Below are 26,756 nucleotides of genomic sequence, written 5' to 3'. Positions count from 1 at the left end.
TAGTACCTTGCAATACAAAGTACTATGATGATGCGAAGAATTATGATATATTAACAGTTTGTGTGTGGCGGAAATAATAAGAACATAGTAAAGAAACATAGAATATTCTCTATAAAAATGTATAATGTTCGGGTGTTATTCATTTTTTTTTCGTAACTTTGCACAAAATTGTACGTAAACGAAACAATGAAACATATAAGAAACTTCTGCATTATTGCCCATATTGATCATGGCAAGTCAACACTGGCTGACAGAATGCTTGAATATACAAAGACCATTCAGATTACTGGTGGTCAGATGCTTGATGATATGGATTTGGAGCGAGAGCGTGGTATAACGATCAAGAGCCATGCAATCCAAATGGAATATTCGCATGGCGGAGAGCAATATGTGCTCAATTTGATTGATACTCCAGGACACGTCGATTTCTCTTATGAGGTATCGCGATCTATTGCCGCGTGCGAGGGCGCTCTACTTGTGGTAGATGCCACACAGGGTGTGCAGGCACAGACCATTTCAAACCTCTATATGGCTATTGACCATAATTTGGAGATTATTCCCGTCATCAATAAAATAGATATGCCTTCGGCTATGCCCGATGAGGTGGAAGACGAAATTGTTGATCTCATTGGTTGTGACCCAGAAGATATTATCCGTGCAAGCGGAAAAACAGGTGAAGGAGTACAGCAGATTCTCGACGCTGTAGTGGAACGTATTCCCCATCCGCAAGGCGATGCCGATGCACCATTACAGGCTTTGATCTTCGATTCGGTGTTTAATTCCTTCCGTGGCATTATTGCCTATTTCAAGATTGAAAACGGTGTTATCCGTCAAGGTGATAAAGTGAAATTCTTTAATACTGGTATGGAATATGAAGCCGATGAGGTAGGTGTGCTCAAAATGGACATGATACCACGCAACGAATTGCGTACCGGTGATGTGGGCTATATCATCAGTGGCATTAAAGACTCTAAAGAGGTGAAGGTCGGCGATACCATTACTCATGTGGCACGTCCTTGCGAAAAGGCTATTGCCGGATTCCAGGAAGTGAAACCCATGGTGTTTGCGGGTGTCTATCCCATTGATCCAACTGACTATGAGAACTTGCGTGCCTCTCTTGAGAAACTGCAGTTGAACGATGCCTCACTTACCTTTATGCCTGAGACCTCCATTGCCCTTGGCTTTGGATTCCGTTGCGGATTCCTCGGTTTGTTGCACATGGAGATTGTACAGGAGCGTCTCGACCGCGAGTTCAATATGGATGTTATCACCACAGTGCCCAACGTAACCTATATGTGCTACGATAAGCAGGGGGGAGTGAAAGAGGTGCACAACCCATCGGGATTGCCTGAACCTACGCTCATCGACCATATCGAAGAACCCTATATCCGTGCTTCAATCATCACTGCTGCCGACTATATCGGCCCTATCATGACGCTTTGTCTCGATAAACGTGGTGAACTGATAGACCAGCAGTATGTCAGTGGTAATCGTGTGGAACTGCATTTCATGTTGCCATTGGGAGAAATCGTTATCGACTTCTACGACAAACTCAAGTCTATCTCTAAGGGTTATGCCTCATTCGACTATCATGTAGATTGTTTCCGACCTTCCAAACTGGCGAAACTTGACATCTTGCTCAATGGTGAACCAGTCGATGCACTCTCAACGCTGACCCATCAGGATAATGCCGTATCCTTTGGACGACGTATGTGTGAGAAACTTAAGGAACTTATTCCTCGTCAACAGTTTGATATTGCCATTCAGGCAGCCATCGGAGCCAAGATTGTTGCCCGCGAAACCATTAAGTGTGTGCGCAAGGATGTGACAGCTAAATGTTACGGAGGCGACGTGAGCCGAAAACGCAAACTGCTTGAAAAACAGAAGAAAGGAAAGAAACGCATGAAACAAATTGGCAATGTGGAAGTGCCACAGAAAGCTTTCCTTGCTGTGCTGAAGTTAGACTAACTAACGAACAAATAAAAATCTTAACTCATATAATAAAAGCCAAAAACGATGACTAATATTGGACTGACGCCACGTGATGTGGCTCGTGAACTGGCACGTCGATACAGTACGATGACACATGACGAACTCGATATGCTGGAAGGTATATTGGTTCCAATGAAATTTCAGAAGGGTGAATACATTCTGCGCGAAGGGGAGGTATGCAAAAATATCTTCTGGATTGTCAAGGGACTGGTGCGACAGTTCTATCATAAAAATGGTAAAGAGTTGACCGAATATATGGCAACAGAAAACACAATCTGTATGGCTATCGAAAGTTTGTTTCATGAGGAACCGTCGAAACAGCAGATTGTTGCTCTTGAACCCACTATCATCTATGCATTGCCAAAGGCTGCGCTTGAGCAAGAGGCTATTAAGAATGTCAATATTCAGATGCTCTATCGTAAGATATTGGAAGAGTCGCTCATCATCTCTCAGAAGCATGCAGATATGCTGCGCTTCGAGACTGCACAGGACCGTTATGCCAAGTTGGTGAAGGAAAGTCCGCAATTGGTACTACGCGCTCCATTGGTCTATATCGCGAGTTATTTGCAGATGACTCCAGAGACCTTGAGTCGTGTTCGTACATCGGCCTTGCTGTAATCAACCGGCAACACCCATATGGAGTTAATCCTCTGAATAGCCATCCTGTCGAAGCCCTGTCATTATATCAATGATGGGGCTCCGGCTATTTAATCAGAATCGATTATTTGGTTGTAACCCAATCGGGCTGATACTGTTTGGAAATATATAAACATGTTGATTTACAGTTCGCACGTGCGCGTACATTATATATATAATAAATCATACGCCAAGCTGTCTGCAAGCTATTATTGCATTGTTTTCCTGCTTTGTTGCTTTCTTTATATGCGTATATGAATAGGGTATTGTGACGTAAAGATATGACGTGTTTTGATTTTTATAGATTAAAATGTATGCTTTTTTTTTGGCAATAACACGAGAATAGTGTATATTTGCAAGCGGTTAGACCTCTCTATAGATATTCATTATATGAAACTTATACCAGCTTATAAATTTCTGATGTATCCTGTTGCCCGTACATTCAGACTGGCACTCTTACTGCTTGTCGCTATAGTTGTGGGTTGTGGAAAACCTGATAAAAAGTTTGTAATAGCTGTATCTCAATGTTCAGAAGATGTTTGGCGCGACAAACTCAACGAAGAATTGAAAACGGGAGAGTATCTCAATGATTCCATTATGGTGAAACTTGCTTCATCCAACGATGACAATGTATTGCAGAATAAGCAAATCAACCAGTTTGTTGATGAAGGCGTGGATTTGTTGATTGTTTCACCAAATCAGTTGAGTGCCATATCAAAGGCTGTAGAACGTGCCTATGACAGAGGTATTCCTGTTATTCTATATGACCGCAAAACCAATTCCGACAAATATACCGCATTCATCGGGTGTGACAATTATGTTATTGGCAAGTCGATGGGTACTTTCATCGCACAACAGCTTCATGGCAAGGGGCGCATCGTGGAAATCCGAGGATCGGAGGGTTCTTCACCTGCCATAGAGCGTCATCGTGGTTTTATGGATGCTGTCAAACACTATCCTGATATTCATCTTGTAGCCTCAGAAGGTGGTGATTGGAAGGAAGAAAGTGGTATAAAGGCCATGAAACGTATTCTCCAACAGACACAGAATTTCGATTATGTGTTTGCTCATAACGACCGATTGGCATGGGGGGCCTATGTGGCAGCCAGACAAATGGGCGTTAACCGCAATTATAAATATACTGGTGTGGATGGCATGGCTACCGAAGGCGGAGGCTTGGAATTGGTGCGCGATGGTGTGTTTGAAGCATCCTATCTCTATCCCACCAAAGGCGATGAGGTCATTGCATTGGCTTTGACGATACTAAACCATCAACCTTATCAGCGTGATAATTACCTAAGCTCTTCCATCATTACTAAAGCAAATGCCGAACTCACCCTTATGGAGGCAAGAGATGCCGAACGGCAAACGCACAAACTAAGAACGCTCCACCATCAAGTAGATAAATATCTATCGGATTATAATGCCCAAAAGGTTCTGTTGATGAGCTTGGGACTTTTCCTACTGGTATGTATTATTGCTTCTACGTTGATATTCAGAAGTTATATTGTCAAGACTCGACTCAATGAGAAACTTGCCAATGCCAATGATGAATTGAAGCGCATGAATGGGGAATTGGAAGATAAGAACGATGAACTGAAACGACTCAACGATGAGGTGATGGAGTTGACCCATTCGCGCTTGGTATTCTTTACCAATATCAGTCATGAACTCCGTACACCATTGACTTTGATAGCTGATCCGGTGGAAATGTTGCTTGATGATCACAATATCAAGGGACGTAGTAGGGAACTACTTGGTATGGTGAAGCGCAACGCATTGGCATTACAGCAACTCGTAGGTTCTATTCTCGATTTCCGAAAGATACAAAATGGAAAAATGACATTGACGCTCAATCGTTTCAATATTGTAGAGGCTATGACCTTATGGGTTGATGACTTCCGACTGACGGCAGAGCGCAAGAATATCCAACTCCACTTCAACACCGAAGGCTTTAAAGCTTCACCGACCATCATTGCCGATAAAGAGAAAGTGGCACGTATAGTATTCAATCTCCTGAGTAATGCCTTGAAATATACCCCGTCTGGTGGCAACATATTTGTTTCGCTTTGTGATGCAGAAACTCCTGATGCATTGCGCATCGATGTGAAAGATACAGGAAAGGGCATTGCACGTGAAGAGGTAACGCAGGTATTTGAACGTTTCTTCCAAGCCCAGGGTGCCGCCAGCGGTACAGGCATAGGATTGGCATTGGTCAAATCCTTTGTGGAATTGCATCATGGTGAAGTATGGGTGGAGAGTGAAAGTGGCAAGGGTGCCGACTTTATTGTGGTTCTGCCTCTTACCCAAGAAGGTGAAGTGGAACCAGAAGAGTCAGAAGGTAACATAGCTGTTGATGAGAGTAGCATGCAGTATATTGATGACGGAGACAAACTGCAGGGCAAGGTTCAGCAATTGGTAAATCCCGATACCGACCGTCCCACATTATTAATTATAGACGACAATAATGACATCCGTCAGTATGAACGTACTTTGTTGCAGGACGATTACTTTGTATTGGAAGCAGCTGATGGCAAGGAAGGTCTTGATGTGGCAATAAAGGAAGTACCCGATTTAGTAGTATGCGATGTGATGATGCCCGTTATGGACGGTCTCGAATTTACCGAACGTTTGAAGACCAATACTGCTACATCGCATATTCCCGTCATCATGCTGACAGCAAAGAATCTGGAAGAACAGCGAGCAGAGGGTTATGAGCATGGGGCAGACTCCTATATCACCAAGCCATTCCATAGTAAGGTGCTTCTTGCTCGTATCAACAATCTGTTGAAGCAACGCCGATTGTTGAAGTCGCTGTTCAAGGATATTACGCAGGCCGATGAACAGACGATAGACCAATCGTCCATGGATGATCGCGATAAACAGTTTATGAAACAGTTGCACCATATTATTCAGTCAAATCTCTCGCGCAGTGAGTTTGGTGTTGAAGATATTGGTAGGGAAATCGGTTTGAGCCGTGTACAACTTTATCGCAAGGTGAAGGCCATGACAGGTTCTTCGGTTGTTGACCTGATGCGCAAGGCAAGGCTCTATAAGGCCAAGCGCCTCTTGGAGAGTCGTAGCATGAGTATAGCAGAAGTTGCCTATGAAGTAGGTTTCTCAGCACCGTCTTATTTCACCAAATGTTTCAAAGATGAATATGGTATGTTACCTGGTGAAGTAGGGTAGGGTTGGTTGTAACTATATGAAAACCATGCATTAAAGTTGGTATTTAATGATAAAAATCGTTCATGGACTAATAAAAATGTTACCATGAACGATTTTTTGTATCCGATGAAATGATTTTTATGTACGGTGTTCTATTCGTATCGTAAATTTGCAGCAGAAATCAAACAACAATGCTAACAATAAAAAACGTAACGATTATGAACACCTTATTCAATGGTAAATTTGCAACCGTCACAGTGCTTACAATTTCATTATTAAATGTAGCGGCAGTTTTTGCGCAAGACGACAATGCCAATGCCAAAGAGGAAGGCAACCGCAATGTAATGCTCAATGCTGCCAGTGCTAATGGTCCACGTGAGATTCAAATCGGACTTCCCTCTGCCGATGTCAATGTGTTGGAGAACGGTTTGCCTGTCACCTATGCCACCAATCCCCATTCAGTTAACACTATTTGGCGCGGTGATGCCAGTTTGAGTCACCAAGGATTGCTCAAAATAGCCGAAACAGCCATCACCACCGGTAATATCGGTTATGCAGTCAATTCATTTACCCAGAAGGGACAAAAGGGATTCAATGGTACGTTGAACTATAAGAGCAACCATTTCGGACTGCAAGAATTCTCTTTGAATATGAATGGCGACTTGGGTAAAGACTGGTACTATAGTATGAATATGTATCAGGATTTCGATCCGGGAACCTTCAAAATCAAATCCACTCCTTATCAAGACCGCACTCAAATCTATAAGGCACTCCTTACTAAACGCTATAACGGCAACCGTGGTGAATTTACCGCTATGTACAAATATGCCAACAGCCATAATGTATATAACTATGCCACTCAGAGTGCTCCCTTTGTCTATGTGGGTGATGGCAGCGTGAAAGAGTATGGCAAATTCAAACTCGGTACTACTTCTTATCTTCCCACAGATAACAATATGACCTATCGCAATATGCGTACAGGAGAGTTGGAACAGACCACACTCTACGATGCTTGCTTGAATAAAGCCAGTGAGGTGACACTGATGAACACTTATCGGTTTGACAATGGCTTGAATTGGAAGGCTACTTTGAAATATGACCACTCTCGTGGTGCCATGGTGTTTCAGACTCCTATGGCTATTATCGACTTGAAGAGCGATGACAACCAAGGCAGATATCAATATATGTATCGCGATATTGACGACAAGACTCAGGCCTACGACGGACAGTATGTCCAGACCCGCATGTCATGTCTCAATGCCGGAACCATCGACGAGGCTCTCTTTACTTCTGAACTTTCTAAGAAGTTCCGCAATTCAACCCTTCGATTGGGCATCAACGAGTGGTTTTATCATATCGACTATTGCTCAAACACAACCATGTACGATCAGAGCGTGCCAGCAGATGGCAGTTATGCCGTTCGTGTATGGGATGCCAACCAGCGCAACAGTTATTTCTATGACTTCAACAAGAACGCTTCAGAATATTATAAGGGAAGTGAAAATAAATTGGCACTCTATTTTACCCACGATTGGGATGTGACCAAGAAATTGAATCTCTACTATGGTGCTCGCTTGGAATGGCAGAAACTGAAGGGTGAGAATGCAGCAGTGAAGAATGCTCAGGGTGAGTTTGTCGGTCGTTTTGCTGACTATCATCTCGGTGCTACAGCCGCTGATGGAACCAAGATAGCTCCTGTAGATTTGAACTACAACTGGGTGAACTACGATTTCTCGCTGGCAGCAACTTATAAGTTGACCAATAAGTTTGGATTCACTGGCGATTTTACTTATATCGTGCAGCATCCTAAGTTTGAGGCATTCGCACCAGCAACATTGCCTAATACCGATAAGATCTCAGTGCCACTGGGACGTGCAGGAATCTATTATAACAATTCATGGTTGAGTCTGACCTCGTTGTTCTCATACATTTCAAAGACGAACAATAACTCAACGCTCAATTTGCAACATGGCAGTGAAATCAAGGCAGCACCTTTGGCATACGATATCCAGACTTGGGGCTGGACAACTGATGCAGTGGCTCATCCTTTCAAAGGATTTGATTTCCACTTCCTCTTCACTTATCAGAAACCTACCTACAAGAAGTTTGAAACCTCTGTAACTTTCAACGATGGCTATATTGGTACAATCAATGCCACAGGCAATATTGTTGCTGAGATTCCTCAGGTACTTATAGAATTGGATCCTAGCTATATGATAACCAAGAATATCAAGCTTTGGACCAGTTTCCGTTACTTCAGCAAGACCTATGCCAATATCAATGAGGCATATTACTTCAACGGTCACTGGGAAACCTTTGGCGGTATCAACTGGCAGGCCACCAAGCGCCTCGCATTTGGCTGTACAGTAGTAAACTTCCTCAATCAGACTGGTGCTAAAGGCAGTATTGCCGGTGCCGAACTTATTACCAAGGATGAAGCCAAGGGTATTAAGAATCAAATCATGACAGGTAGTTATCTCCGTCCATTTACTGTAGAATTCTCAGCATCGCTGAAATTCTAATCGCTTCAATCTTTATAACATTATCGACAGCCTCTGTATAGTATCACCCCATTAGTTGTCAGGCCCTAATTAGGATAACACAGATTCAGGATAACACAGATATTGATATCAATTACGTTAAACAGGATATGGTTGTAATGCATAAACACAAAAAAAAGAATATTCATATATAATACACCTTTCATACGGGTGACTGATTCGGGATGTTACATATACAGAACTGTTGATAACACAAGAAAAACAGAAATCCAACGTTTATATAGTACAATCCTAAAATACTAACACAATGAGAACAAACAATTTCATCAAAGCATCTTGCCTGCTACTGATGGCATCTGCTTCTTCTGCTTTCGCACAGAAAATGAGTATCGAACATAAAGGTGACACCACTGTCATCAAGATTGAAAACCCCACTAAGTATCTGCTGCTCCCCGTCCAGGAAGAAAAGGATGAAGCACAAGTGTTACTCGATACAGGTAGCAAGGATGATACTTGGATGGATGTGCGACTGGCACAGAACGGTGCTGACTATTACGTGCCATTCGCCTTGGGTAAGGGAAAAACTGCTACGGTTAAGATTCTTGGTTTGAAGAAAGATGCTTTGGCTGTCAATCTGATGAAACTCAACGATACATTCGATACCACCAACACCGATTACTATCGTCCTTCTTATCATTTCACTCCGCTCTATGGCTGGATGAACGACCCCAACGGCATGGTCTATAAAGACGGTGAGTATCATCTCTACTTCCAGTATAACCCCTATGGAAGCAAGTGGGGCAATATGCACTGGGGACACGCAGTCAGCAAAGATCTCGTACATTGGAAACATCTCGCCCCAGCTATCGCCCGCGACAATATGGGCCATATTTTCTCAGGAAGTTCTGTCGTTGACAAGCGCAATACCGCAGGCTATGGCAAGGATGCCATCATAGCGCTTTATACTTCAGCAAGTGATAAAAACGGTCAGATTCAGTGCATGGCATACAGCACCGACAACGGTCGTACTTTCACCAAGTATGAAGGCAATCCTGTGTTGACACCATTCGATGGCTTGAAGGATTTCCGTGATCCGAAAGTGTTCTGGTATGAGAAAGGAAAGTGTTGGTACATGATCGTTTCTGCCGATAAAGAGACGCGTTTCTATAAATCAAAGAATCTCAAGAAGTGGGATTATGTCAGTGCCTTCGGCAAAAGTATGGGTCAGCAACCTTGTCAGTATGAGTGTCCCGACTTCTTCCAGTTGCCTGTCAATGGCGATAAGAAGAACAAGAAATGGGTGATGATTATGAATATCAACCCCGGTTGCTGGTTTGGCGGTAGTGCTACTGAGTATTTTGTTGGCGATTTCGATGGTAAAAACTTTATTTGTCCCGATGCTAACGATGTAAAATGGCTCGATTGGGGTAAGGATCATTATGCAACTGTTACCTTCTCAAACACGGGTGATAGAGTATTGGCGATGACCTGGATGAGCAACTGGCAGTATGCCAATCTCACTCTGTTCAAGCAGAATCGTGGTGCCAACGGTTTGCCAAGAGAGTTGAAACTCTATGAGAAGAACGGCAAATACTATGTTTCAGAAGATGTTGCCCCTGAGGTTTATGCCTTGAGAAAGGATACTAAGGATATCGCTGATGCTACTGTGGCAGATGCCAAAGAATTGAAGAGTGCTGTTGCCAATATGGAAGGCGCCTTCGAGATTGAGGCTGATGTTACTCCTGATGCCAACGGTATTGCAGGTATTGAGATCTCAAATAACAAACGTGAGCGTACCCTGATCTATTTCGATATGAAGCAGGGCAAGGTAGTGATGGATCGAACCGAGAGTGGCTTGACCGACTTTGGCAAGCAGGCAAGTCCCCATGATATCGAATTAGCATGGGACAAGCAACTTGTTGCAGAAGGCAAACAACCAGCCCGCATCACCAATTCTATCAACTATAAGAACGATTTCTCCCTTGCCACATGGGCACCACTGACGCTATGCGAGGATGGCAAGACCACTTATCATGTTGATATCTTCGTAGATAAGTCATCTATCGAACTTTTTGTAGATGGCGGTCGCATTGCCATGACCAACCTTGTGTTCCCTGTTGAACCATACGAGAATGTGAAACTCTATAGCAAAGGCGGTAAGGCAGAATACAAGAATGTAAAGCTCCACAAGATTGCATTATAATGATTGTAGCACTATAAACATCAAAAAGCAATGGTCTTCCCTAACTGGCAGACCATTGCTATAGAAAAATAAACAATGAATAAATCATCTAAGTTGACCCTTATCCCGGTGATGCTCTGTTTCTTCGCCATGGGATTTGTAGATCTGGTAGGCATTGCTTCTAACTATGTGAAAGAAGATCTCGACCTCAATGATGCTACTGCTAACCTGTTTCCTTCGCTGGTATTCTTCTGGTTTCTGATATTCTCCGTGCCTACAGGCATGTTGATGAATAAGATTGGACGCAAGCGCACTGTGCTGTTGTCGCTCATCGTGACTGCTGTGTCGCTACTGTTGCCTATCCTTGGCGAATCGTTCGAACTGATGTTGGTATCGTTTTCGCTGTTGGGCATTGGTAATGCACTGATGCAAACATCGCTCAACCCATTGGTTTCGGTGGTTGCCACCGGCAAACATCTGGCATCCACTCTGACTTTTGGCCAGTTTGTCAAAGCCATTGCGTCATTCCTTGCCCCATACATTGCCATGTGGGGTGCCATTGCCACCATCCCCACATTCGGTTTAGGTTGGCGTGTGCTCTTCCCCATTTATCTCGTCATCGGCATTGCTGCCACGGTATTTTTGGCAGGAACACCTATTGAGGAAGAAGAGATGGATGGTGGAGTTTCTGGTTTTGGTGAATGTTTTCGATTGTTGGGCAAACCCATTGTTCTGCTGTCGTTCATCGCCATCATGTGTCATGTGGGCATCGATGTGGGCACCAATACCACCGCACCAAAGATTCTGATAGAGCGTCTGCAATGGACATTGAATGAAGCAGCCATTGCCACCAGCCTTTATTTCATTTTCCGCACCATTGGTTGTTTCACCGGTTCATTCTTCCTTCGCATATTGAAACCACGTTTGTTTTTCGCCATTAGCATCGTGATGATGGCGCTGAGCATGATAGGCTTGTTCGTCGGCGAGAGCAAAATCATCCTTTATATCGCTATCGCTTTGGTAGGTTATGGCAACTCCAATGTCTTCTCCATCGTATTCTCCCAGGCCCTTTTGTCAGTTCCAGAGAAGAAAAACGAAGTGAGCGGTTTGATGATTATGGGCCTTTTCGGCGGTACTGTATTCCCACTCATCATGGGTTTTGCCAGCGATGCCGTAGGTCAGGTGGGTGCCGTTGCTGTCATGGCAGTGGGTGTTATCTATCTGTTCTCTTATATCAATAAGGTGGAAATGTAATAGCTTTGTAGAACTTTAAACAATAGAACATAAATTATGAATACTACTTTGAAGAAAAAATACTGTGTAGGATTGGGTGAAATCCTTTTCGATGTGCTTCCTACCGGATCACAATTGGGCGGTGCTCCTGCCAACTTTGCTTATCATGCTGGTCAGCATGGCTTGCCATCGGTAGCCGTTAGTGCTATTGGCAACGATGTTTTAGGCACTCAGGCTCTCCGCTTGTTGGATGAGAAACAGCTCAAACATGTATTGCCTGTGGTAGATTATCCCACAGGTACGGTACAGGTGGAACTTGACAAGGACGGCGTCCCCACTTATGACATCAAGCAAAATGTGGCATGGGACAATATTCCCTTTACCCACGACATTCGTGAGGTGGCAATAGGTTGTGGTGCCGTTTGTTGGGGATCGTTGGCACAGCGCAATACGGTCAGTCGCGATACCATTTACCGCTTTCTTGACTATACTCCAATGGATTGCCTGAAGATTTTTGATATCAATCTCCGTCAGAATTTCTATTCGAAAGAGGTGATTTGTGAGAGTTTGAAGCGTTGCAATGTTTTGAAGATCAACGATGAAGAACTTGTCACAATAGGTCGCATGTTTGGTTATCCCGGTCTTGATATCGAAAACAAATGCTGGTTGATACTCGGCAAATACGATCTCGATATGTTGGTATTGACGTGTGGCGTGAACGGCAGTTATGTGTTTACTCCTGGCAATCTGTCTTTCCAAGAAACTCCAAAGGTGGAGGTCGCTGATACTGTTGGTGCTGGCGACTCGTTTACAGGCACGTTCTGTGCATGTATTCTCAAGGGCATGAGTGTGCCCGAAGCCCATAAGCGTGCTGTTGAAGTGAGTGCTTATGTCTGCACCCAACAAGGTGCTATGCCGGAAATACCCCAAGAACTTTTAGGATAACACACAAACATAGTTATGACATGCCGTATGGTTTTCAGAAGCCGTGCGGCATGTCTTTTGTTTGTTATAAGCTGACTCCTATACTGTTGTCAAGTAGATAGGAAAAGGAGCAAATGACGTTTGAAGCCATTCAGTACAACTGTGATAGGTGTGAAAACAGACGCCAGTAAGCATGGTGTGAAATATCTATTTGTAGGCAAATCAAATTGTTTTGCTGACCAATTTCATCGTATCTTCTCAGCAAATTCATTGAATTTCCTCAGCAAATCCATTGAATTTGATCAGCAATTTCATTGAGTTTACTGAGCAAATACATTGAATTTGCTCAGTCATCAACTATTCGTTGACTTAAAGTGTAATAGGCTCGTATGGCAAATCGAATACATCTGCCACAGCATGGTAGGTCACTTTGCCATTAACCACATTGAGCCCTTTGTAGAGTGCAGGGTCGTCTTTGCAAGCCTTCCGCCATCCTTTGTCTGCCAGGGCAAGGGCATAACTCAGTGTGGCATTGGTAAGCGCCATTGTAGAAGTATTGGGCACAGAACCTGGAATGTTGGCAACGGCATAGTGAACAATATCGTCCACAATATATACAGGATCGGAGTGGGTTGTGGGATGCGACGTTTCGAAGCAACCGCCCTGATCAATAGCAACATCTACAAGTACGGTCCCCGGCTGCATCATCTTCAGCATTTCTCTGGTGATGAGGTGGGGCGCTTTGTCGCCCGGAACCAATACGCTGCCAACAACGATATCAATGTCGGGCAGCATCATCTTGATATTGTGTGCAGTAGAGTATAGGGTGTGCGCATTTACCGGCAGTTCCATTTCGAGTTGGCGAAGGCGTGGCAGCGAGATATCTGTAATCCATACGTCAGCTCCGAGTCCGCAAGCCATTCGTGCTGCAGCTTCACCAACGGTTCCACCACCTAATATCAGCACCTTGACGCGGTCAACACCGGGCACACCACTGATGAGTTTACCCTTTCCGCCTTTGGTTTTTTGCAGATAATAGGCACCGTTGAGTGTAGCCATACGACCAGCCACTTCGCTCATAGGGATGAGCAACGGCAGTTTATGGTCGTCAGTTTCCACTGTTTCGTAAGCCAGACAGACCGCTCCGGTTTTTATCATAGCCTCGGTAAGTTGTCTGTCGCATGCAAAATGAAAGTATGTGAAAACGAGTTGGTCCTGTTTAATCAACTTGTATTCCTGTTCTATAGGTTCTTTCACCTTGATAATCATCTCTGCCTCGTTATAGACAGACGCTATGTCGGGGAGAATTTTAGCCCCCACAGTTTCATATTTTTCATCACTGAACCCGCTGTTGATGCCTGCTGTGTGTTGTACAAACACTTGGTGCCCATGGCGAATAAGTTCTGCTACTCCGGCGGGTGTCATGCCAACTCTGCTCTCGTTGTTCTTGATTTCTTTAGGAATACCGATTTTCATAATAGTAGGGTTTTAAGTTAAACATATTTTTTACGCTGTAAATTTATGAAAAAATCGAATAACTTGTATTTCACAGATGAAAAAAATAGCATTTTTTAATAAAGAAAATAGTCGTTTTGATGGGTAGAGTTTGCAAAACGAAATAAATCACAGATAATAGCGGTTTTAGAGCTGACAGAGCCGGACAAAGACAGACCTTAATGGCCACAAGCGGACAATGGCAAACACAGCCGGACGATTATGGACAAAGACAGACTGACAGGCTGGCAATTATCTGCAGTGGAACCCATGTCATATCGAAAGATCAGGATAGGGCGTTTCTGAAAAAAGCATAAAGAAAGAGAGAAATGTTTGGTAGTCTCCATAAGAAATCGTAACTTCGCACTTTGAAACAATAGTGTTTCGTAGAGATAAAACAAAAACCTGATGAAGATTCAATCAACAAAATACAATCGCCCAATACATCAGATGTGGCACATGATGGCTATGACGGTGATGCTGCTGATGCTGGCTGTTACACCGCCCATCATGGCGCAAGAGGACCAAAGAGCATTGCCCGATTCTACGCTACATCTGCCTGAACTCAACGCTTACGGACAGATGCAGCCCGCTGTGAGTCATTGGCCTGTGGGCTATGTCGGGATGGACAACTGGAAACTGCATAAGGGCATGAACCTCATGCTCGGTGCAAGCGTCTTTACTTCGTTTGGCAAAGGATGGAAAGGTGCAGGCTTCAGCCAGCAGGTCAGCGGCATGTATGCACTGCCAGTGACCGAGAAACTGTCGCTCGCCGTAGGTGGCTACTTCCATAATGCCGATTGGGCAGGCTATAATCTCCGTCAGGCAGGATTCAATGCCGTGCTCGATTATCGTTTCTCACAACGTTGGGAAGGATTCCTCTACGGACAGAAAACCTTGATGGGCAATAAGATTCCTGTGCCCGTCTATGACCATGAACTCGGCGATAGAATAGGGGCAGCCGTTCGCTACCACTTCAATCCATCGACATGGATACAGGTATCGCTCGAAACAGGCCATCGCCCATATTATTATTAATGTAGAAAACAACAACGACAGCATGATAGTCTGTATAGCAGAGAAACCCAGTGTTGCACGCGACATCGCACGCATCATAGGTGCTAACACAACCCATGACGGATATATAGAAGGCAACGGATACCAGGTGACATGGACTTATGGTCACCTCTGTACGTTGAAAGAACCCAACGACTATACGTCCATGTGGAAGTCATGGAATCTCTCATCACTGCCCATGATACCGCCACGCTTCGGTATCAAACTGATAGAACAGGACAGTATCAAACGCCAATTTGCCGTTATCGAGAAACTGATGAAGCAAGCCGAACGCATCGTCAACTGCGGTGACGCCGGACAAGAGGGAGAACTGATACAGCGATGGGTGATGCAGAAGGCCGGTGCTACCTGTCCGGTCAGCAGATTGTGGATATCGTCGATGACCGATGATGCCATCAGAGAGGGATTTGCCAATCTGAAAGACCAAGCAGACTATCAGCCTCTCTATATGGCTGGACTGTCGAGAGCTATAGGCGACTGGCTGTTGGGAATGAATGCCACGAGACTCTACACCTTGAAATACGGTCAAAACAGACAGGTGCTCTCCATCGGACGCGTACAGACTCCGACGCTGGCACTCATTGTGAACCGACAAAAGGAAATAGAAAACTTCAAACCAGAACCCTATTGGGTGCTCGCCACCATCTATCGCGACACCACTTTCACGGCTACCAAGGGAAAGTTTACCAATGAGGAAGAGGGCAAACAGGCATTCTCTACCATCGAAGGAAAAACCTTCACGGTGACCAGTGTGCAGAAGAAAAACGGTACCGAACAGCCACCCCAACTCTACGACCTCACTTCGTTGCAGGTGGATTGCAATAGAAAATTCGGATTCTCTGCCGAGATGACGCTCAATCTCATACAGGCACTCTACGAGCGGAAATACACCACTTACCCGCGTGTAGATACGCAGTATCTGTCAGACGATATCTATCCCAAGTGTCCTGCTACGCTCAACGGACTCTATCAGACACAGTTCGCCGGTGTGGCACCATATGCTGATTTTATCAAACCCATTGGTGGAAAGACGTTGAAAAAGTCGAAAAGGGTGTTCGACAGTGCCAAAGTCACCGACCACCATGCCATCATACCAACAGGAGTGGTGCCACAAAACCTCTCTGACGCAGAACGAAAGGTGTTTGACCTTATAGCCAGACGCTTCATCGGGGTGTTCCTGCCCGACTGTAAATTCTCTACTACAACAGTCACCGGACAGGTAGATGACATCGACTTCAAGGCTACGGGAAAGGAAATACTCGATCCGGGATGGCGTGTGGTAAGGGATACGAAGAAGGAAGTGGTGGATGATGAAGAGAAAAAAAACGACGACGAAGAGCGCACACTGCCTACTTTTGTCAAAGGTGAAACGGGCGAACATCAGCCAACACTCACAGAGAAATGGACTACACCACCCAACTGGTATAACGAGGCATCGCTCTTGCGTGCCATGGAAACTGCCGGAAAATTTGTGGAAGACGAAACCCTCCGTGCTGCCATGAAGGAGAATGGCATTGGCAGACCGTCGAGTCGTGCCAGTATCATCGAGACACTCTTCAAGCGACACTATATCAAACGCGACAGAAAGCGCCTCGTGGCTACGCCTACGGGTATCGAACTGATAGACCTGATACACGAAGAACTGCTGAAAAGTCCGGAACTTACGGGCATTTGGGAGAAGAAACTGCGCGATATAGAACATCAGAAATATGATGCCACTCAGTTTATAGACGAACTGAAACAGCAGGTGACTGACATTGTCAATGAGGTGATGCACGACATTACCAACCGCCGTGTGACCGTATTGACAGATGCAGAACTGAAAAAGGTGAAGTCGCCAAAGGCTGAAACAGCATCAAAACCCAAGGCTGCCAAAGCCAAAACCACCAAGGCCAAAGCGAAGCAACAGGCGCTAACTCCCGATGATAGCATCATCGGACATCCGTGTCCGCTTTGTGGAAAAGGTCATATCGTCAAAGGTAAGACCGCATACGGATGTTCTGACTATCAGCATTGCCAGTGGCGACTGCCCTTCAAAGCATAAAACAAAGCGATGAATACAACTGCGCGCTACCTACCCCTGTTGATGCTCTGCATGCTTCTCATGGCATGTGGTGCCGATCGGGCGCTCAAACAAGGAGACCAGCTGTATGCCACAGGTGACTATTTCGATGCTGCTGCACAGTACCGCAAGGCTTATTCGCAGACATCGCCCAAAGAGCGCACGCAACGTGGACAGATTGCCTTGCGACAGGCGGAATGTTACCGGCGCATCAACTATACCGCAAGAGCCATTACCGCATACCGCAATGCACTGCGTTATAAACAGGGCGATTCTGCCACACGTATGGCTTTGGGACAACAGTTGCTCAAAGTAGGACAATACAAAGAGGCTGCCAAGGTGATGACTGAAATGCTCGATTCGTGTCCGCAAAACAGTATGGCGCAAACGCTCCTGGCGTCTGCCCGTAAGGCTCCGCAATGGAAAAAGGAGGGATCGCGCTATAAAGTGAAACGCGAAGATGTGTTCAACTCACGACGTTCTGACTATTCGCCGGTATTGGCTGGAGCAGAACACGATCGTCTTTATCTTACTTCTACTCGCAACGAAGCTACTGGCGATGATATCAGTGGCATCACTGGAACTAAGAATGCCGACATCTTCATGGCTCAGAAAGACGAGCAGGGACGATGGCAGAGACCGCAAGTGATAGATACCGAACTCAATTCCAATGCTGACGAAGGGGCTTGTTGCCTATCGCCAGACGGACGAACCATGTATCTCACCAGTTGTCAGAGCGATGAGCGCTATCCGCGTTTCGCTACCATTGTCACCTCACGCCGTAGCGATGCCACATGGAACAAACCGCAACCGCTTCCTATCACTCGCGATACACTGTCGCTCTATGCCCATCCGGCAGTCAGTCCCGATGGACAATGGCTCTATTTTGTGAGTGACATGCCGGGCGGAATGGGCGGTAAAGACTTGTGGAGAGTGCGACTGACCGAAGCTGGACTGGGTGGGGTAGAGAATCTTGGAACACCTGTCAATACCCCTGGCGACGAGATGTTTCCTACGTTTCGACCCAATGGCGACCTCTATTTCTCAAGCGATGGACATGAGGGAATGGGAGGACTCGATATCTATATAGCTCATCCGACAGCATCAGGATGGACTATAGTACATCCGGGCTACCCGCTAAATTCCATGGGCGATGATTTTGGAATGACTTTTGAAGGCAATAAAAACCGTGGATTCTTCTCTTCTAACCGTGGTGATGCCCATGGATGGGATCATATCTACAGTTTTGAAAATCCTGAAATCATACAGACGGTCAGGGGATGGGTCTATGAGCGAGAAGGTTATGAACTTCCCCAAGCTGTGGTCTATATGGTGGGAAACGATGGCACTAACCTCCGACTTAGCGTGATGAACAACGGCTCGTTTACACAAACGGTGCGTCCTGGAGTGGATTATGTATTGATGGCATCATGTCCAGGATATCTCAATCATCAGACCGAACTGCATGTGGTGGAAACCGATGAGTCGCAAGAACATGTCTTGCAGTTTCCGTTGGCAAGTATCACTGCTCCTGTACTGATAGACAATATACATTATGATTTCGATCGTGCCACACTGCGACCAGAGTCAATGGCTGCACTCGACTCGCTGGTAACGCTGCTGAATACCAACCCGCATGTGGCTATCGAACTGAGTGCCCATTGCGACTATAAAGGCAAGGGCGATTATAACAAACGACTGTCGCAAAGGCGGGCTGAAGCTGTGGCGCACTATTTGACAGCACACGGAATCAGTGCCGACAGACTGACGGCTGTGGGTTATGGAAAGGAACAACCAAAGACTATTAAGCACCGTTTGGCGGTGTGTTATCCCTTCTTACAAGAGAATACTGTATTGACGGAAGACTTCATTAAGACACTTACTCCTGAACAACAGGAGATATGCAACCAATTGAATCGCCGCACGGAATTTCGTGTGACCAATACCACCTATGGCATGTTTGATGCCAATGGACAACTCATTCGGAAGTGATTTATACGAATGAAGTGGGGGGGGGTAATGGGGGATTTGGTGGTCGGTCGGTGGTCGATGGAAAAGTTGTTAACATTATACAAAATACTGAAAGATAGTAGGTTGTGGTAGTGGGTGGTCGGTGGTAACAAAATGAATGACTCGCGCACATGCGTATGCGTATGCGCGAGATATTTAAGGAGAGCTTCAAGGATTATAGATTCTCTTTCACGCAAACATACAGTTCGTAGGCGCCAGCGATGGCGAGTCCAAATATCAACATGCTGATGGTGGGCAACATTTCTATGAGACCTCCGTTCAGTAGTGACTGCGTGAATACTTCTATGTTGGTCTTGGCGATAGTGATGGCATCGCTCATGAGAAGCAATGCTATAGCTATAAGGATACAACCCAATGTCCACACACGATTGAACCAATTGGCACGATTGGGCAACCGGCGCATGACACGTTCGCTAAAACCATTGTCTGCAATAGTCTGTTGTGAAGCTTCTATGAAAAATTGTTGCAAGAGTTGTTCGTCTTTTCTATCCATAGCCATTTTGTTTCAGATATTTGGTTAGTTTTTCTTTTCCTCGGAAGAGGATGGATTTTACAGTTCCCTCCTTCATGTCGGTGATCTTGGCTATTTGGTCTATCTTGTAGCCATCGACCAATTGGAGGGTAATGCAGGTGCGTTCGTCGGGCTTGAGCAGTGATAGGGCATGATAGAGATCCATCTGTAGCGATGGATTGCTGTTGCCGTTGGTCATTGGCTCTGCCACGTTGTCAATGTCGGAAGTGGTTTTTCTGCTGCGCACATAATCGTAGAATACATTATAAGCAATGCGCATCAGCCAAGTTTGAAAGGACGACATGGCGCGAAACGAACCGATGTTGCGCCACGCCTTGATAAAGGTGTCTTGTGCCAAATCATCGCTCAACGGTTCGTCGCCAAGCGTCTGATGGAGGAAGAATCGCCGCACAGGTGACTGATAGCGCACCACGAGCTGGTCGAATGCCCGGCGGTTGCCCATCATAGTGACCTGTGTGACGAGTGCAAAATCGGTGAGTGACTGCATTGCTTTATCTGCTTTCTTGTTCCACTTGGATATATGGTTTCTCTACTTGGATGTATTGTTTCGTATGCCTAATCCTATAGATCTTAGTGCTGCGCATGATTGTTATCGCGTGCAGGGTCAAGTGCACTGGCGTTTGTTTCGGGCGCATTGGGCAACGATTTGTCTTTGGTGAGATACACACTGATAATCTTGCCGAGTCCGATGAAGAATACGAGGGCACCGATGCCGAATCCTAATTCGTCCATGATGATGCCGAGGAATATGGCCAGTCCGATGCCCAGACAGCATTGGCGTACACCGGGAGCATAGTTGGCATTGCTGTTTTTGGCAGAACGCAACAGGTCGGTGGGAATGGGTTGTCCGTTTTGCGCAGCCAGTTCTGCCAAGCGTATTTTGTCTTTTCGGCTTTGACGGATGAAATAGAAGATGAGGCCGATGATTGATATGGGGGCTAAGACAAAGAGTATGAAACAGACGGTAATGACAAATTTTGCACCGAATCCTTCATCGCCTCCATCGTAGTCGAAACTGGCAAAGGGGGCATTGCTACTATTGTTGTTGTAACTGGTGATGGTATCTGTCGCTGTTGCCGTAGTGTCGGAGTAGGCTTCAATAGCTGTTGCAGCGGAAGATGTGGTATCTATCAACTCTTGCGTACGGGGCGTGTGGCGATGCTTCTGCGCCATAGTTGGCACTGATGTGGTGAGTGTGGCGATAAATGCCAGGGTGAATAGTAACTTTCTCATAGCTGTATTCCTTTTGTTTTTGTTTATTTTCTATTGTTTTTGTTTTATTTTCGATTGTTTGACGTGATAGCTACGCAATAAGTTGCAAAGGTGCAATATTTTTTTTAATTTTGCAAGCAAATGACACAGTTACCCATAGATTTTACCGATATGGCCCGTCGTACGATGGGCGAAGAACGCTTCGATTGCTATCTTAAGGCTTTTGAAACGGATGCTCCTGTGAGTATCAGACTGAATCCGGAAAAGGCAAAAGAACTTACCGCAGATGGTGAACGGGTGCCGTGGTGTCGCAATGCCTATTATTTGCCACAACGCCCCAACTTTACTTACGATCCTTTGCTGCATGCAGGGTGCTACTATGTGCAGGAGGCAGGATCGATGTTTCTCGATACTGTCATGCAGCAATGGGTGTCTGACGCACCCGTAGTGATGATAGATTTCTGTGCTGCTCCTGGTGGAAAGTCGTTGTTGGCACGTACTGCATTGGCTGCAGGCAGTGTGATGTTTTCCAATGAACCGATGCGCAATCGCGCCAATATCTTAGCTGAGAATGTGGAGAAATGGGGATATGCTGACCATTTCGTGACCAACAATTTTCCACGCGACTACCGTCGGGCGAAGATGATAGCAGATGTGGTATTGTGTGATGTGCCCTGTTCTGGCGAAGGCATGTTTCGTAAGGATGAGGCCACCATACGCGAATGGAGTATGCAGAATGTTGAGAAGTGTGCCCGTTTGCAACGTGAAATAGTTGCAGATGCTTGGAGTTGTCTGGCAGATGGTGGACTGTTTATATATAGTACCTGTACATTTAATACTCATGAAGATGAGGAGAATATACAATGGATGATGGATGAACTGGGAGCTGAGGTGCTACCCGTAAAGGTGGATGCTGCATGGAATATCACCGGTTCGCTACTTGATGGATTCTCACAGCCTGTATATCGCTTTATTCCCGGAATCAGCAAAGGCGAAGGACTGTTCCTTTGTGTGTTGCGTAAGGGCGGGGCATGGCAACAAGGACACTCGTTGAAGTCTTTGCGCAAGTCGCAACAGAATCTCAATATCATCTATTGCCCCAAAGCACAACCTGATATGGTAAAGGTGGAGGTGAACTATCAACAGGCTATGGCTTATCTGCGCCACGAGGCCATTACCCTCGGTGCAGATGTACCACGCGGTATGGTTGGTATCTGCTTTGAGGGACATCTGCTCGGACTCGCCAAAAATATAGGTAATCGTGCCAACAATCTATATCCTAAAGAATGGAAAATAAGAACAACCTACATACCTAACGAATATGAAACAATACTTAGACATACTTGACCGCATACTGCGCGAAGGAACCCAAAAAGGAGACCGCACAGGAACGGGTACTATCAGCATCTTTGGAACACAATCGCGCTATAATCTGGAGGATGGATTCCCACTGCTGACAACAAAAAAACTACATCTGAAGAGTATCATCTACGAACTGCTTTGGTTTCTTAAAGGGGATACCAATGTGAAATATCTACAAGATAATGGTGTGCGCATTTGGAACGAGTGGGCTGACGAAAACGGTGAACTCGGACCTGTTTATGGACATCAGTGGCGCTCATGGCCCGATTATAATGGTGGAGTGATAGACCAAATCAGTCAAGTGGTAGATCAACTCAAACACAATCCGGATTCTCGTAGAATGATAGTATCGGCATGGAATGTGGCGGAAGTTAATGAGATGGCATTGCCTCCTTGTCATACGATATTCCAATTTTATGTGGCAGATGGTCGTTTGTCACTTCAATTATATCAGCGTTCGGCAGATACTTTCCTCGGTGTACCTTTCAATATCGCATCGTATGCCCTGCTGTTGCAGATGATGGCACAGGTGACAGGACTCAAACCTGGTGATTTCATCCATACCACAGGTGATACACATCTATATCTTAATCATTTGGATCAGGCGCGTTTGCAACTGACACGTACACCGCGCCCATTGCCTGTGATGAAGATAAACCCTGATGTGAAGAGTATATTCGATTTCCAGTATGAGGATTTTCAACTGGAAGGCTACGATCCATATCCACATATTAAAGCGGAGGTTAGCGTATGACATTGCATATTATAGCTGCTGTGGCGCGTAATCGGGCCATAGGTCTTGAAAACAAATTGCTCTATTGGTTGCCCAATGACTTGAAACGTTTTAAGGCATTGACAACAGGACATACCATTATCATGGGACGTAACACATTCCTTAGTTTGCCGAAAGGGGCACTGCCTAATCGCCGCAATGTTGTGTTGAGTCGTACGGTTAAGGAGATTCCTGGTTGTGATGTTTATGCAACGCTTGATGAGGCACTGGCCAGTTGTCAACCAGATGAACAGGTTTATATTATTGGAGGTGCAAGTGTTTATGAGCAGGCACTTGACAAAGCTGACCGGTTGTGTCTGACAGAGATTGATGACACGCCACAACAAGCCGATGCCTTCTTTCCTGACTATAGTGATTGGAAAGTAGAAACGAAAGAAGCGCACGCAAAGGATGATAAACATGCCTTTGCGTACGCTTTTGTGGATTATGTTCGGTCGTAATCCGAGTTTATTGATATATCGTTCCGATAGACCGAATGTATCGGCTACTATCGGAATGATTTGTTTTTAATCTTGCTCCTCGGTGAAATCAACTACAGGAAGTTGTCTGTCAAAGACTGTGTTGAAAGAAATCAGAGTTTCTGATGAGGCCAATCCCAACGGCTGCAGTTTGTCATGGATGATGTTGAGCAGATGATGGTTGTTCTTGGCATAAATCTTGATGAACATATCAAAATTACCCGTGGTGTAGTGACATTCTGTTACTTCTGGAATCTTCTGAAGTTCGACCATTACATCGTCAAATTTCTCAGGATTTCTCAGGTTGAGTCCGATATAGGCGCAAGTTTCATATCCTATCTTTTCTGGATTGATGATAAACTGTGAACCTTTGAGTACCCCCATGCTGGTGAGCTTCTGAATGCGCTGGTGAATGGCAGCGCCACTCACATCACAGGCTCGGGCCACTTCAAGGAATGGTACACGTGCGTCTTCTGCGATCATTCGCAATATCTGTTTATCCAAATTGTCGAGTTTTTGTATTGCCATTTTTCTACTTTTTACTATTTGTATGCAAAGTTATGAAAAAATAGCGACAGTTGCAATAATTTATAGTATTTTTGTGCGTTTTTCCTTTAGATTATTACTCATTGCCTGTTTCGTCGGTGCGATTTGTGGCTGCATAGTTGATTCTGAGTGCACCAGCTTGGCGCAATGCTTGCTTAACATCGCTGATAAGTCCCATGTCGGTTTGGCTATCTGCAAGAATACTGACCACCATGTGTTGGCGGTCCTCTGACGACATGTGGTCGCGCTCTGTGGCAATGGCTTTCGGCAGTTGATCTATGGTTACACTCTTGCTATTAACCTGTATGCGGGTCTCATTATTGTTGCTGTTTCCTTGACTATCGGTGGGATGGCCGATATATACGTGGATGACACTGCCTCGATGCTCAGTTTTTTCCAGTTCGGTGCCTTGAGGCACAGTGAAGCGAACTCTGATATTGTCCTCACGCATGTGGGTGACTATCATGAAAAAGAACAATACGGTGAAAACCAAATCGGGCATGGATGCAAGGTTGAGACCTGGCATCTCGCGTTTATGACGGCGGAAACGACTCATGGGCGACCTCCTTTCTCTGTTGCTGACGTTGCTTTTGGTGAAGTAGGTATCGTGATATTATCGGTTATTGCTTCACTGATGCGCAGGGGATAACGCTGGGTGATGATATTACGCTGTTGGTCGTTGCACTGAGTGAAATGTATGCCGAATTGCTTTTGTGCCATTGTTTCACGTAAGGTATGGAATGCTGCCACAATGGTGTTCTGCATGTTGAAATAGGCATCGTATGATGTGCGACGATCTGTGGTTACCTCTATCATGAAACGTTGGCTCTGTCTGCTTGCCAAAAAGGATTCTACTTCGTGTTGCAGTTGTTCGTCAGCTACTGTTTGTCCGTCAATCCACAGTGCATCGTTTGCATCGAGATGAATTTGGAGTACATTACTGCGATTGATGTCGGTGATGGCTGATTGCTCTGACTTAGTTGGTGGCAGTTGGCGCGAGAGACCTTTGTCGCTGTTCATCGATGATGTCATGAGAAAGAACACCAGCAACATAAAAGAAATATCGGCGGTGGACGTGGTGTTCAGTAGTGGAACTTCATGGTGATGGCGACGGATGAACATAGACGGCAAATTATTTTTTCTGATGGATACGACGGTTTATGCCAGACAGACCATAGGCAACGAAACATGCTGCCACAACCATCATGATCAAGGATACTGTGATGAGACCATCGGTGGTCTTTAGCCAAAAACGGTCTGTGTAGCTAATGCCGTTGATGATTATGGGAGAAGAAGATCCAGCAAGACAGGCAATGGTCAGAAAGAGCAGGGTGGTGATAGCAACTCCATAAGCAATTTTTCGTCTGGGTACTCGGTTGCTTTCAGCAATGCTATCTGTGCGGTTGCGCAACGAGCGCACTACTGACAATACCATGACTATTGCCACGATGATTATTGTGGCATAAATGAACCACAATATGACTTCTGCCAGTAGGTAATCACCAATATTAGTCATGCTGCTGCTTGTATTTGGATAAAGCATCTATCAAGCTGATGGCACTTTCCTCCATCTGCGAAGTGAGATGTTCTATCTTGGAGAGTATATAGTTGTAGAAGAATTGCAGAATGAGTGCTACTATAATACCGAAGATGGTGGTGATAAGTGCCACTTTCATGCCTTCTGCAACGATGGTTGGACTGATGTCGCCTGCCGTTTGGATGCGGTCGAATGCTATTACCATGCCTATTACGGTTCCGAGAAATCCCAAAGACGGTGCGGCGGCGATAAAGAACTTAATCCACGAACACCCCTTTTCCATATTGCTAATCTGTACAGAACCGTAATTGGTGAGCTGACGGTCTATCTGGTCGAGTGGTTCTTTCTGATGGAGTAATCCTTGATAGCAGATGCTTGCCACAGGTCCACGTGTCTCGCGACAGAGAGTCTTGGCACCTTCTACATCATTGGCTGTTAACCGCTCGTCAATGTCTTTCAATAGCTTTTTCGCATTGATTTCTGATAGGGTGAGGTAGAGTATGCGCTCGATGCAGAAAGCCAGTCCTGCAATGAGCGCTAATGCTACGAGAGACATGAAACCTGCTGAACCCTCAATAAATTTCTGTTTTAGCATCTTGTGGAGACCACCACCTCCTTGAGCGGTAGGGTCCATAGCGTTTAAGTCGGCATCGATGACAGCCATTGCAGAATCGTTATCGATGGTGTCGCTCACGGTAGTGGCAACAGAATCGTTGTGGGTAGTATGCTGGGCAAATGCCTGTTGCATGACGAAAGTGAAGGCAAATACAGCCAGCACTATCGTCCATTTACGTCTTATGTTACGTTGATACATCTTTCTTGTTTCTCTTTTTCGGCGACAAAGTTACAATTAACTAGTCGGAAAACAAAAGAAATCCCGATTTTTCTTCTGACTATATACTTGAATTTAATAGATTGACGATACAGAGTTCAAAGAAATGCTAAAATTGTTCTTTTTTTCCGTAATATTATTAAAAATAAACGGATTGCATTGTGGATAGGCCGATTTTCCTTTG

At 45.2% G+C, this 26,756-nt stretch carries 22 protein-coding genes; 13 read left to right on the top strand and 9 right to left on the bottom strand.

The genetic code is table 11. The annotated features are described in order from the left end of the window. The first annotated feature begins 186 nt into the window (after positions 1-186). The 7 genes from lepA (at position 187) to CIK89_RS06920 (ending at position 12,657) form a co-directional block, all read left to right on the top strand. Positions 187-1,968: a translation elongation factor 4 gene (gene lepA, locus CIK89_RS06950; RefSeq protein ID WP_094390661.1), complete on the top strand. Its 1,782-nt coding sequence runs from the start codon at positions 187-189 to the stop codon at positions 1,966-1,968. A gap of 48 nt (positions 1,969-2,016) precedes the next feature. Beyond that, positions 2,017-2,610, top strand: a complete 594-nt coding sequence (locus CIK89_RS06945; protein ID WP_094390660.1) for a Crp/Fnr family transcriptional regulator — start codon at positions 2,017-2,019, stop codon at positions 2,608-2,610. Between the two features lie 408 nt (positions 2,611-3,018). Then, positions 3,019-5,817 (top strand): substrate-binding domain-containing protein, encoded by a 2,799-nt coding sequence (locus CIK89_RS06940; RefSeq protein WP_094390659.1) that lies wholly within the window; start codon positions 3,019-3,021, stop codon positions 5,815-5,817. Between the two features lie 197 nt (positions 5,818-6,014). Beyond that, on the top strand, positions 6,015-8,318 hold the full coding sequence (locus CIK89_RS06935; RefSeq protein WP_094390728.1) for a TonB-dependent receptor: 2,304 nt from the start codon (positions 6,015-6,017) through the stop codon (positions 8,316-8,318). Positions 8,319-8,604: 286 nt separating this feature from the next. Then, positions 8,605-10,500: a GH32 C-terminal domain-containing protein gene (locus tag CIK89_RS06930; protein WP_094390658.1), complete on the top strand. Its 1,896-nt coding sequence runs from the start codon at positions 8,605-8,607 to the stop codon at positions 10,498-10,500. 75 nt (positions 10,501-10,575) lie between these two features. Continuing rightward, a complete protein-coding gene (locus tag CIK89_RS06925) occupies positions 10,576-11,733 on the top strand; it encodes an MFS transporter (RefSeq protein ID WP_094390657.1) in 1,158 nt (385 codons plus the stop codon). 36 nt (positions 11,734-11,769) lie between these two features. After that, positions 11,770-12,657, top strand: coding sequence for a carbohydrate kinase (locus tag CIK89_RS06920; RefSeq protein ID WP_094390656.1), 888 nt, complete (start codon positions 11,770-11,772; stop codon positions 12,655-12,657). A gap of 348 nt (positions 12,658-13,005) precedes the next feature. Here the strand turns inward: CIK89_RS06920 and ald are convergent, their stop codons facing one another. Then, on the bottom strand, positions 13,006-14,112 hold the full coding sequence (gene ald, locus CIK89_RS06915) for an alanine dehydrogenase (RefSeq protein ID WP_094390655.1): 1,107 nt from the start codon (positions 14,110-14,112) through the stop codon (positions 13,006-13,008). Positions 14,113-14,538: 426 nt separating this feature from the next. On the opposite strand from ald, the gene CIK89_RS06910 reads away from it, so the two are divergent. From CIK89_RS06910 to CIK89_RS06900, 3 genes are read left to right on the top strand one after another with little or no spacing between them, the layout of a single operon-like run. Further along, positions 14,539-15,168, top strand: a complete 630-nt coding sequence (locus CIK89_RS06910; RefSeq protein WP_254046636.1) for a hypothetical protein — start codon at positions 14,539-14,541, stop codon at positions 15,166-15,168. A gap of 22 nt (positions 15,169-15,190) precedes the next feature. After that, the gene (locus CIK89_RS06905) at positions 15,191-17,251 is read left to right on the top strand and encodes a DNA topoisomerase 3 (protein ID WP_094390654.1); all 2,061 of its coding nucleotides are present in this window, start codon (positions 15,191-15,193) and stop codon (positions 17,249-17,251) included. A gap of 9 nt (positions 17,252-17,260) precedes the next feature. Further along, the gene (locus CIK89_RS06900; RefSeq protein WP_094390653.1) at positions 17,261-19,261 is read left to right on the top strand and encodes an OmpA family protein; all 2,001 of its coding nucleotides are present in this window, start codon (positions 17,261-17,263) and stop codon (positions 19,259-19,261) included. A 193-nt stretch (positions 19,262-19,454) separates the two neighbouring features. Here CIK89_RS06900 and CIK89_RS06895 read toward each other — a convergent pair whose 3' ends face one another. From CIK89_RS06895 to CIK89_RS06885, 3 genes are all read right to left on the bottom strand, one after another. After that, positions 19,455-19,793 carry a DUF5056 domain-containing protein gene (locus CIK89_RS06895; protein ID WP_158214664.1) on the bottom strand — a complete coding sequence of 113 codons (339 nt, stop codon included), beginning with the start codon at positions 19,791-19,793 and terminating at the stop codon, positions 19,455-19,457. Then, a complete protein-coding gene (locus tag CIK89_RS06890; protein ID WP_094390651.1) occupies positions 19,786-20,319 on the bottom strand; it encodes an RNA polymerase sigma factor in 534 nt (177 codons plus the stop codon). The genes CIK89_RS06895 and CIK89_RS06890 overlap by 8 nt, the downstream gene beginning before the upstream one ends. An 83-nt stretch (positions 20,320-20,402) precedes the next feature. Further along, positions 20,403-21,065, bottom strand: coding sequence for a DUF6249 domain-containing protein (locus CIK89_RS06885; protein WP_144007372.1), 663 nt, complete (start codon positions 21,063-21,065; stop codon positions 20,403-20,405). Between the two features lie 120 nt (positions 21,066-21,185). Between CIK89_RS06885 and CIK89_RS06880 the strand changes: the two genes are divergently transcribed. Genes CIK89_RS06880 through CIK89_RS06870 form a run of 3 tightly spaced genes read left to right on the top strand, consistent with a single transcriptional unit; the run spans position 21,186 to position 23,639 of the window. Next, a complete protein-coding gene (locus CIK89_RS06880) occupies positions 21,186-22,391 on the top strand; it encodes a hypothetical protein (protein WP_094390649.1) in 1,206 nt (401 codons plus the stop codon). Next, complete coding sequence (locus CIK89_RS06875; protein WP_094390648.1) at positions 22,366-23,160, top strand: thymidylate synthase; 795 nt, start codon at positions 22,366-22,368, stop codon at positions 23,158-23,160. Before CIK89_RS06880 ends, CIK89_RS06875 begins: the two co-directional genes overlap by 26 nt. After that, complete coding sequence (locus tag CIK89_RS06870) at positions 23,157-23,639, top strand: dihydrofolate reductase (protein ID WP_094390647.1); 483 nt, start codon at positions 23,157-23,159, stop codon at positions 23,637-23,639. The genes CIK89_RS06875 and CIK89_RS06870 overlap by 4 nt, the downstream gene beginning before the upstream one ends. 66 nt (positions 23,640-23,705) lie before the next feature. On the opposite strand, the gene CIK89_RS06865 is transcribed toward CIK89_RS06870, so the two are convergent. From CIK89_RS06865 to CIK89_RS06845, 5 genes are all read right to left on the bottom strand, one after another. Then, positions 23,706-24,185: an Lrp/AsnC family transcriptional regulator gene (locus tag CIK89_RS06865; RefSeq protein WP_094390646.1), complete on the bottom strand. Its 480-nt coding sequence runs from the start codon at positions 24,183-24,185 to the stop codon at positions 23,706-23,708. Between the two features lie 94 nt (positions 24,186-24,279). Beyond that, the gene (locus CIK89_RS06860) at positions 24,280-24,759 is read right to left on the bottom strand and encodes a biopolymer transporter ExbD (protein ID WP_094390645.1); all 480 of its coding nucleotides are present in this window, start codon (positions 24,757-24,759) and stop codon (positions 24,280-24,282) included. Continuing rightward, the gene (locus CIK89_RS06855; RefSeq protein ID WP_094390644.1) at positions 24,756-25,325 is read right to left on the bottom strand and encodes a biopolymer transporter ExbD; all 570 of its coding nucleotides are present in this window, start codon (positions 25,323-25,325) and stop codon (positions 24,756-24,758) included. The genes CIK89_RS06860 and CIK89_RS06855 overlap by 4 nt, the downstream gene beginning before the upstream one ends. A 10-nt stretch (positions 25,326-25,335) precedes the next feature. Next, entirely contained in the window at positions 25,336-25,719 is a 384-nt protein-coding gene (locus CIK89_RS06850; protein WP_144007370.1) for a hypothetical protein, read from the bottom strand. Further along, positions 25,712-26,488, bottom strand: coding sequence for a MotA/TolQ/ExbB proton channel family protein (locus tag CIK89_RS06845; protein WP_094390726.1), 777 nt, complete (start codon positions 26,486-26,488; stop codon positions 25,712-25,714). Before CIK89_RS06845 ends, CIK89_RS06850 begins: the two co-directional genes overlap by 8 nt. Positions 26,489-26,756: the final 268 nt, after the last annotated feature.

This window comes from Prevotella sp. P4-119 (genome assembly GCF_002251345.1).
In the GTDB taxonomy this organism is placed as follows: domain Bacteria; phylum Bacteroidota; class Bacteroidia; order Bacteroidales; family Bacteroidaceae; genus Prevotella.
The sequence above is the reverse complement of the archived record's forward strand: the minus strand, read 5'-3'. Positions and strand labels throughout refer to the sequence as shown.

Coding starts and splice junctions, on each gene's coding strand:
- CIK89_RS06875 (WP_094390648.1), top strand. CDS start 22,366: ATGAAACAATACTTAGACATACTTGACCGCATACTGCGCGAAGGAACC.
- CIK89_RS06940 (WP_094390659.1), top strand. CDS start 3,019: ATGAAACTTATACCAGCTTATAAATTTCTGATGTATCCTGTTGCCCGT.
- CIK89_RS06905 (WP_094390654.1), top strand. CDS start 15,191: ATGATAGTCTGTATAGCAGAGAAACCCAGTGTTGCACGCGACATCGCA.
- CIK89_RS06945 (WP_094390660.1), top strand. CDS start 2,017: ATGACTAATATTGGACTGACGCCACGTGATGTGGCTCGTGAACTGGCA.
- CIK89_RS06860 (WP_094390645.1), bottom strand. CDS start 24,759: ATGAGTCGTTTCCGCCGTCATAAACGCGAGATGCCAGGTCTCAACCTT.
- lepA (WP_094390661.1), top strand. CDS start 187: ATGAAACATATAAGAAACTTCTGCATTATTGCCCATATTGATCATGGC.
- CIK89_RS06930 (WP_094390658.1), top strand. CDS start 8,605: ATGAGAACAAACAATTTCATCAAAGCATCTTGCCTGCTACTGATGGCA.
- CIK89_RS06900 (WP_094390653.1), top strand. CDS start 17,261: ATGAATACAACTGCGCGCTACCTACCCCTGTTGATGCTCTGCATGCTT.
- CIK89_RS06890 (WP_094390651.1), bottom strand. CDS start 20,319: ATGCAGTCACTCACCGATTTTGCACTCGTCACACAGGTCACTATGATG.
- CIK89_RS06895 (WP_158214664.1), bottom strand. CDS start 19,793: ATGGATAGAAAAGACGAACAACTCTTGCAACAATTTTTCATAGAAGCT.
- CIK89_RS06910 (WP_254046636.1), top strand. CDS start 14,539: ATGAAGATTCAATCAACAAAATACAATCGCCCAATACATCAGATGTGG.
- CIK89_RS06870 (WP_094390647.1), top strand. CDS start 23,157: ATGACATTGCATATTATAGCTGCTGTGGCGCGTAATCGGGCCATAGGT.
- CIK89_RS06885 (WP_144007372.1), bottom strand. CDS start 21,065: ATGAGAAAGTTACTATTCACCCTGGCATTTATCGCCACACTCACCACA.
- CIK89_RS06845 (WP_094390726.1), bottom strand. CDS start 26,488: ATGCAACAGGCATTTGCCCAGCATACTACCCACAACGATTCTGTTGCC.
- CIK89_RS06880 (WP_094390649.1), top strand. CDS start 21,186: ATGACACAGTTACCCATAGATTTTACCGATATGGCCCGTCGTACGATG.
- CIK89_RS06850 (WP_144007370.1), bottom strand. CDS start 25,719: ATGACTAATATTGGTGATTACCTACTGGCAGAAGTCATATTGTGGTTC.
- CIK89_RS06920 (WP_094390656.1), top strand. CDS start 11,770: ATGAATACTACTTTGAAGAAAAAATACTGTGTAGGATTGGGTGAAATC.
- ald (WP_094390655.1), bottom strand. CDS start 14,112: ATGAAAATCGGTATTCCTAAAGAAATCAAGAACAACGAGAGCAGAGTT.
- CIK89_RS06925 (WP_094390657.1), top strand. CDS start 10,576: ATGAATAAATCATCTAAGTTGACCCTTATCCCGGTGATGCTCTGTTTC.
- CIK89_RS06855 (WP_094390644.1), bottom strand. CDS start 25,325: ATGTTCATCCGTCGCCATCACCATGAAGTTCCACTACTGAACACCACG.
- CIK89_RS06865 (WP_094390646.1), bottom strand. CDS start 24,185: ATGGCAATACAAAAACTCGACAATTTGGATAAACAGATATTGCGAATG.
- CIK89_RS06935 (WP_094390728.1), top strand. CDS start 6,015: ATGAACACCTTATTCAATGGTAAATTTGCAACCGTCACAGTGCTTACA.